General features: G+C 38.3%; 7 protein-coding genes, 2 tRNA genes and 1 rRNA gene. 3 read left to right on the forward strand and 7 right to left on the reverse strand.

What is annotated here, in order from left to right; translation table 11 throughout:
- Positions 1-316 precede the first annotated feature (316 nt).
- Entirely contained in the window at positions 317-2,086 is a 1,770-nt protein-coding gene (locus MN204_RS13340; protein ID WP_249871571.1) for a S9 family peptidase, read from the forward strand.
- A 42-nt stretch (positions 2,087-2,128) separates the two neighbouring features.
- Here the strand turns inward: MN204_RS13340 and MN204_RS13345 are convergent, their stop codons facing one another.
- Entirely contained in the window at positions 2,129-3,058 is a 930-nt protein-coding gene (locus MN204_RS13345) for an N-acetylmuramoyl-L-alanine amidase (RefSeq protein WP_249871572.1), read from the reverse strand.
- Positions 3,059-3,107: 49 nt separating this feature from the next.
- Positions 3,108-3,353, reverse strand: a complete 246-nt coding sequence (locus MN204_RS13350) for a phage holin (protein ID WP_249871573.1) — start codon at positions 3,351-3,353, stop codon at positions 3,108-3,110.
- Between the two features lie 211 nt (positions 3,354-3,564).
- Here MN204_RS13350 and MN204_RS13355 point away from each other — a divergent pair, with 211 nt between their 5' ends.
- Positions 3,565-4,005: a helix-turn-helix domain-containing protein gene (locus MN204_RS13355; protein WP_249871574.1), complete on the forward strand. Its 441-nt coding sequence runs from the start codon at positions 3,565-3,567 to the stop codon at positions 4,003-4,005.
- 112 nt (positions 4,006-4,117) lie between these two features.
- Positions 4,118-4,552, forward strand: coding sequence for an ImmA/IrrE family metallo-endopeptidase (locus tag MN204_RS13360; RefSeq protein ID WP_249871575.1), 435 nt, complete (start codon positions 4,118-4,120; stop codon positions 4,550-4,552).
- Positions 4,553-4,731: 179 nt separating this feature from the next.
- Here the strand turns inward: MN204_RS13360 and MN204_RS13365 are convergent, their stop codons facing one another.
- The 5 genes from MN204_RS13365 to rrf all read right to left on the reverse strand — a co-directional run.
- Complete coding sequence (locus MN204_RS13365; RefSeq protein WP_249871576.1) at positions 4,732-5,247, reverse strand: methylated-DNA--[protein]-cysteine S-methyltransferase; 516 nt, start codon at positions 5,245-5,247, stop codon at positions 4,732-4,734.
- A 263-nt stretch (positions 5,248-5,510) separates the two neighbouring features.
- Complete coding sequence (locus tag MN204_RS13370) at positions 5,511-7,475, reverse strand: SEC-C domain-containing protein (protein ID WP_249871577.1); 1,965 nt, start codon at positions 7,473-7,475, stop codon at positions 5,511-5,513.
- Positions 7,476-7,780: 305 nt separating this feature from the next.
- Positions 7,781-7,853 (reverse strand) — tRNA-Thr (locus MN204_RS13375).
- Positions 7,854-7,862: 9 nt separating this feature from the next.
- A tRNA-Asn gene (locus tag MN204_RS13380) sits at positions 7,863-7,934 on the reverse strand.
- 114 nt (positions 7,935-8,048) lie between these two features.
- Positions 8,049-8,147: ribosomal RNA gene (gene rrf / locus MN204_RS13385) — 5S ribosomal RNA — on the reverse strand; the annotation flags it as partial.

The following is an 8,147-nucleotide window of genomic DNA, read 5'->3' on the forward strand; positions in this document are numbered from 1 at the left end:
TCAAAAAAACTGAAATAATTCGTTTTGTCATCTCAATCTCTCCCTTACAATCTATTTATCTATTAGTATAGAGAGAAACTATTAAGCTAGTATGAACAGTTAAATAAAGAACTGTAAGAAAAACTACGAGCTTGGTAATGCTCCTGAAGTCCTGATAATGATGTTCAAAGACCGCAGCAAGCACGATTTGCTAACTAAATAGTCAAACTTAATTAATAATAATTGAGATTAATAATAATTGAGCATTATACTTCATCAATCTAAATATACTGAAACAGTATGAGAAATTTGAGAAGCCAATGGAAGGTGGCATGTAATGGTTGGATTAAGTATTGACCCTTATTTGCATGTGCGTACGGTAAAAAGCTTTGAATATGGAAGAAATGGAAATAATATAAGCTTTATTTCTGATTATACGGGTGTGCCACAGGTGTGGGAGGTCCGTCCAGAAGATGGATGGCCTTATCAAGTCTCGTTTGCACAAGAAGGCGTTACGTTTTTCAGCTATGTTCCCGGAACATCGGATAGGATTATTGGCATGGACAATGATGGCGATGAACGGGTTCAATTATACTTGCTAAAAACAACTGGAGAACTAGTTGCGCTGACGAACTCCCCAGAACATGTTCATATGTACGGAGGCAGCTCTCCTGACGGCAAATGGATTGCATGGTCCAGCAATCGACGTAATCCGGCTTTTTTTGATATTTATCTTCAAAATCTCAACACACTGAAAATCCATCTCGTATTTGCACAAAATGACATATTCTCTGTTGTGAGATGGTTCCCTGATGGGAAGGCATTATTGGTAAGAAAAACACACTCTCCTTTATATCATGATTTAGGTACGCTCTCTCTCCTAACAGGAGAAATGGAATGGATAACAGAACATGAAGTTCAGGCAGGTTACAAAAATATTCACTTTAATAAGGATGGCGATCATATTTATTTATTGTCAAATAAACACCGGGAATTCTTTGGAATTGCATTCATTCATATAGAAACCAAAGATTTTACGTGGTTAGAGTGTGGAGCGTGGGATTTTGAAAATTTAACCATGAATAAGGAAAAAAATAAACTGGCATTCACTATAAACGAAGGTGGGATATCCAAGGGTCGCATCCTGGACTTGAATCGGAGTAAAATCGATAGCTGGGAATCACCAATGGGAGTAATAGCCAATCTCAGATTTTCACCGGATAACAAAAAACTCACGTATGTATTAAATGGTTCTGCACATCCATCCGATATTTGGGAGGTTGATCTTGAGACGCTTCAAGCAAAAAGGCTTACATATGTCTCCAGAACTCCAATTCTTCACCAAAGATTATTTGAACCTACTATAATATCCTATCCCTCTTTTGACGAGCTTTCAATTCCTGCATTTTACTATAAGCCGACATTAAAAAATGTGAAATTTCCTGTACTCGTTTATATGCACGGTGGTCCCGAAAGTCAAAGCCGCCCTGTTTACAACCCTCTTTTACAATATTTACTAAACATCGGTTATGTGGTTATAGCTCCGAATATCCGCGGTAGCACAGGTTATGGAAAAACGTATACGCATCTTGATGATGTGCGAAAAAGAATGGATGCTGTAAAGGATCTTGTTTATTTAGTAAAATGGCTGGAAAGTGATTCAAATGTCGATGTAGACAAGATAGCTATCATGGGAGGAAGTTACGGCGGTTTTATAGTTCTTGCTGCACTCACCCACTATCCAAAGTTGTGGGCAGCCGGAGTTGATATTGTTGGAATTTCAAGTCTTCGAACGTTCTTAGCAACAACAAGCCCCTGGCGGAGGAAACTAAGGGAGGCTGAATATGGAACAATTGAAAAAGACGGGGAATTTTTTGACAAAATTGACCCTTTACATTATGCAGATAACATCAAAGCTCCCCTTATGGTTCTTCATGGAGCAAATGACCCTCGTGTCCCTATTGAGGAATCCGAGCAAATTGTAAATAAACTGATTCAGCGAAACCATCCCGTCATTTATCTCCGGTTCGAAGACGAGGGCCACTCCATCATAAAATTAAAAAATAAACTAATCGCTTACACCAAAATAGCAGAATTTCTAAAGTGAAGCATGGGGTTGAAGCGTCCCCATGCTTCCTAATTTAATTATTTACTGTTCGAAAACCCGTACATAATTTGTATTTCCAGTAATATATAAGCCTGATTTAAGCTTGTACATCGTGGCTCCATCGACAGTTAGAGTATCTGCAATCGTAAATACTTCTCCCTGACTGACTGTGGAATGTCTCGCATTCCAGTCTGGTGCATCGTATACCCATAAGCTGGATACAATTACCTGCACAAACATTGTCCCAGTTGAACCTTCATAACTAACAATCAGAATTTGCCCCGGATAAATGTCATCGGTAGTCAAATTGTTAAGAGCTTTTAACTCCGTCACTGTCATATTATGAGCTTGCGATATGCTCCATAACGTGTCGCCTGGCTGGACTGTATAAGTTCCAGGACTGCCGCCACCACTTTTTCTTTCCAAGCCAAAATGCGATGCAATTGCTTCTGCCAACGCTTTACCGGTACGATCCATTACTGTATTATCACGCATCTGTACAATATCAATCGTCGAATCCATAAAGCCTCCCTCTATCAAAATAGCAGGCATATTGGATTCGCGTAACATATGAAAATTCGCTGTTTTGATACCACGATCACGAAGACCCATTCCCGAAAGAATACTTGGGTGAACATTTCGTGCCAATGTTAGTCCAGCCGAGGACCCAGGATAGTGATATGTTTCTGTTCCAGTCCATGTCCCCCATTGGCCAGTATTTGCATTATGATGATACGACACTAAAATATCTGCATTTTCGCTATTAGCTTTGTTCGTACGTGCAGTCAGGGATACATCCGTATTTCCAGTAGGATCGTCCAATCGTATAACGTTCGCATTTTCATACTCATTTAAATATTTAATTGCCGCAACCACCACTTTATTATTAAATGTCCATTCTCTTTCCCCAGCTGGAGATCTTTTGCCGGGTGTGTTGATTCCATGTCCTGCATCAAGTGCTATTTTCGCCATAATATAATTCCTCCTAATTTTTTTATTATTTGGCTCTGCGTAGAGCAATTTATTTTATAAGCTTATTTTGTTGTAAAACATTCTTCTGCTTTAAGCCTTTTTCTGTTACATAATTGTTTTTAAACCACGTGACGATCGAGATGAATACAGTAATCAACGTCGATATCAACAGATATACACCATCGACTATTGTTGATACATGCTGCTCATTAAGAGCAATCACAACGGTACCTGCTACTTGATTGACTAAAGCTATTGCCAGAAGGATTGTCCGAATTAATGAACTCTTGTCCACATTCTCACTCCCTCTCCCTTTTTCCCCTTTAGATTCCTAATGCGATCGCAACTATTTTCTCCTGACCTCCTTTTTGTGTTGTGTTGTGTTGTGTCATGACACTTAGTATATTACGTGTACTTGTGTCGCCTGTCAACACTTTTCCAATAAAAACTTTCTTTTTGTGTTGTTAAACGATACAATATAGATAAGAAAAGCGTGGTGATAATCGATGATGAATGGAAATAAAACAAATGTACTCGGCAATTTTTTGAGAAACTATAGAAAGAATGAAAGAAATATATCTTTACGTGAACTTTCCGATTTGACAGGGATTAGCTTTTCTCACCTTGGGAAAATAGAGCGTGGAGAATATACCCCATCACGAACAACCGTAACTACTTTAGCTACGGCATTGGGACTGGACAAAAATAAATTACTTCTTATGTCTGGTTTTGCTCCAGAAAGCCATGAAGGTAGTCCAGAAGATTGGCTGCTCAAACCTTCTGAAGAAAATGAGTCAGCCAATAAAAAATTAGAAATTATAGATAAAATTACAGAAGAATTTCCGGATGCCGACTTAATGTTTAATGATCTGGCCAGCTTTACAGCAGAAGACCTTGAAGACGTATATGATTATATAAAATTTAAGAAAAGTAAAAAGGATAATTAAAACAAGTTCAGGGAAATTTTTTAATAAAATGTGGGGTAGGTGTACAAAGTAATGTGCACCCTATTTTATACACTAAAACAGAACATATATTCTATTTAAAGGGGTGATGGTGATGTACTACACACATGTGGAAGAATATGTTCATGACTTATATAAAGGAATGCATATTAGAGAACCACATCAATTAGAAATACCACGTATTGCTAATAAATTAGAAATTAATATTCAGTATGCCTCTGTCAACATGCGAATTATGGATGTAATTTTTTTAAAAAGATCATCCAAGCAAAGAGAATGGCAAGCATTCGGCCATGAAGTCTGTCACTACCTTCGTCATTCAGGAAATCAGTTATCTATGTTTTATATGTTCAGAGATTTACAGGAATGGCAAGCTGACTCCTTCGCCTACCACTTCTGTATTCCTACTTTTATGCTACAGGAAATAAAGCATGTTACTGTCTACGAAGTTATGAGTAAATTTAATGTGGAATATAAATTTGCTATAAATCGATTGGAAATGTACAAAAGAAAAATGGTGGATACCTAAGAAGAAGCACGGGGACGGGAAGCACGGGGACGGTTCTCGTGCTTCCAAACCCAAATGGAAGTAGAATAACCGCCCCACATTTGCGGAAATTCCCATTTGAAAACTGGCAATAATTTTAGTGGGGGTTATTTTCATAGCTGTGATTAAGTGGATTAAGAGGATAGCTCGTGTTTCACACCTTACCTCTTTTCCAGTTCAAGCAGTTTTTCCTTCATCGGAATACCCCCACGATAGCCGGCCATTTTCCCGCTTTTGCTAATTACCCGGTGACATGGGACTACCATTAAAATAGGGTTGGCACCAATTGCTGTTCCTACAGATCGAACAGATTTTGGCTTCCCAATATTTTTAGCTATATCTGTATATGTTTTCGTTTCGCCAAACGGGATGTTTTTCAGTTCCTTCCATACCGCATCCTGAAACGCAGTCCCCATAAGATCTACCGGCAGATCAAAAACTTTACGGATTCCATGTAGATATTCTACTAATTGATTTGCGTACTTAGCTACATTATTCCAGTCTTCAACAAGTTTTGCTTTTGACCTGTTCTTACCAAACCATTCTTTCATTTCATCTAGACCTGTATTTTCTGATCCTACAAAGCATAATCCTTTGTCTGTTGCAGCAAGATACATCGACCAATCATCCGTATGAACCTGTCCGTAATAAATTGTCTGTTCTTCTTTATACTTCATTTGTTCACACCTTTTGTTCGTTATTTATTCGAACTGATCAATTGCCATATGGTTTAAGCGCTCCTAATCCAGATAGCCGCGATGAACCAAGCGCATACAAGCATGGCATTTGTATTCACCGATTCAAACTGACCACAATCATTTTATTTTGAGGTTGGGATAAAAAGGGACATAGGTCAGATTTATTGTCCCAACATCGATAGAAGATGGATAGTATCCTGTCTCCATACTGCATGACATGTGGAAACTAAACTCTCAGTTAGCTATGACTTTTCCAATACACTTAATAAGGGTAGTGCTTCTTTCCATATGTGGAGATGTTCCTGTACATACACGATAGCTTCCTTTTCATCACCAATACCTATACTGTTATACGTGCGTTTTGGAACTGGTTTCTTTCCAGTCAAATAAGCTTTCACATATGGGTTTTGTTTCATAGCCTTTTTCAATAACGATTTTGTTTTGGAAGTCAGCCCGTCTATTAGATAGTGTAACAATACATTATTAAAAAGGAAATTGGCAGTATTGTCTCCATCATATTGATAAAGTAATTCTTTAGCCTCTTCATACTTCTCCTCTTCCAAATATACAGGTAATAGCTGGTACCTGATTCCCTGATTATCATTTGGGTTTAATTCCAGTAATTCTTCGTAATGTGTGATTGCTGAAGATTTTTCTCCTAAATTATATTGGATGGTCGCAAAATCAGCTTTTGCCCGCATATACGGACGGGTTTCCGTCATCAGCCAGAAATGTCCTTTATTTTCACGAAAAAATTCTTTACCCAAATCCTCCTCCCCTGCAATGACTGCCTGATGATAAAGTTGATATTGTTCATTGACCGTTTTTGCATCTTTAGCCATTAATGCATAGGCATCAGGACTGTTCGGATAAATTTCCAACGCTTCCTTTACAAGCTTTTTCCGTTTGGCTCCTTTAGCCTGTTGTGCCTCATAAAGCTTGTCTTGAGCAATGTCACGAGGTAAGGTAGATACAGGTGACGAGATCTCCTGGTTTGTTAGTAGCTCGTTCAGAAATTGACGCATTTCTTCTTCGGAATCGAAATCTTGTTTTTCGACGGCCTTTTGAATATCACGCATCGTTTTCTCCATTGTTACATGATTATTGCCAATTATCCCCTCATCAACGTCACTATAATCCCCATCTATTTTGTCATAAAGGTCCCCCACTTCTTCAGGAAACACCTCGTCTCCAATTAATTCATCAATGATCTCTTCTAACTCCTCGTCCAGTGTTTCGATTATTTTTCGTACATTTTTCGATACGGTACCGGAAGTTGTATCATACTCTTTGGCAAGCTCGCTCTGTGATTGAAATGTACCTTCTGAGAGTGAACTTTGGACCACGTACTCGAGTGCAGCTGCATAGGTACCAAGTTTTTTAAAAGAAGGATTGGCCTTTTCAGTGAATATTTTCCAGATGAGCATACCTGCTTTGATGATACCCTCATCAGTTGCTTTTTCACGCATATGTCTTGCAAAAAGATTCGCAACCATTTCATACAGTGGATTTTCCCATTCCAGTTCGATTGTATTTATTTCCATTGTCAGGGCTTTTGCTAAAATATCAGGAAAATCTTCTACAAATTCTTCATCATTCAACGCTTCTGCCATGTCAATTATTCCTTCATTTACATCAAACACCTCAAGCATTGTGAGTAAGAATTCATGTTCCTGTACAAACGGTATAAGTATTCCAATTGCCATACTGCCTACCTCGAAATCACTTTCTTCCCGAACGGATATGTTATACATGTCTTTCGTTCGGACATCTTGTAGAGTTGCTTTTTCTTCTGTTTTAGAAAGAATCACATATATAGAAGGAACAGCCCCTGACCATGCCGCAAATGTTCTCCTTACTTTTTCATGCTTGATTTTTTTCTGTTGTTTTTTATAATAAATGTCAAATATCGTTTGATTGTCATGGATTGGCTCATACAAGATGATCCAAGCAGTTAATCCCACCATATAAGATTCCATTCGTTCTTCGTCATCAAGCAAGGATAGCTGCGGGAATTTTTGGCTTATTTCTTCCAATTCATATTCATATTCGTTAAATGCAAATGCAATCAGACCTGAATGAAGAAGCTCTAATTCGGAATTATACCGGGTCGGACTGATTTCAATTACATTTGATGCACCATGGCATTTTTTATATTTTCTCCGACTCCCACAAGGACAAGGATCATTTCTCCCTGGTTTATTCATCAGCATTCACCTCATATTAGGATATATTTTCTATTTATTATGGGGGGAAAATGTATATTATTCAAGGAGAAGCATGGGGACGGTTCTCATGCTTCCTTCAAACTCTCTTTTCGAAAACTGGTAACAAGTTAACAGAAATTTTAACCTCTACAAGAGCTTAAAAGCAAGATATTGAAAGTAAAGATTGTCAGCTGTTTCCGTTGTTTACAAAGACTGACTTGAAACGACAACCAAAACCAACTTTTTATAATCTTTACAAACACAAAAAAACGCTCTATCCAGTACTGGACAAGCGTTTCCTAGAGAGCTTCCAAGCAGATTCGAACTGCTGACCCCTTCCTTACCATGGAAGTGCTCTACCTGCTGAGCTATGGAAGCAAAAAAAGGCTCCACAGGTAGGATTCGAACCTACGACCGATCGGTTAACAGCCGATTGCTCTACCACTGAGCTACTGTGGAATAATAATTTAACATATAAATTTTGATGTTAATACCAACATAAATTAATATGCCACAATGTGCAAATATTATTCCTTAATTTATGTAATCCAAGAAAAGTATATGAAAAAAGTAGCCTGGCGGCGTCCTACTCTTGCAGGGGCAAAGCCCCAACTACCATCGGCGCTGAAGAGCTTAACTTCTGTGTTCGGGATGGGAACAGGTGTGGCCTCT

This window comes from Oceanobacillus saliphilus, assembly GCF_023522835.1.
In the GTDB taxonomy this organism is placed as follows: domain Bacteria; phylum Bacillota; class Bacilli; order Bacillales; family Amphibacillaceae; genus Oceanobacillus; species Oceanobacillus saliphilus.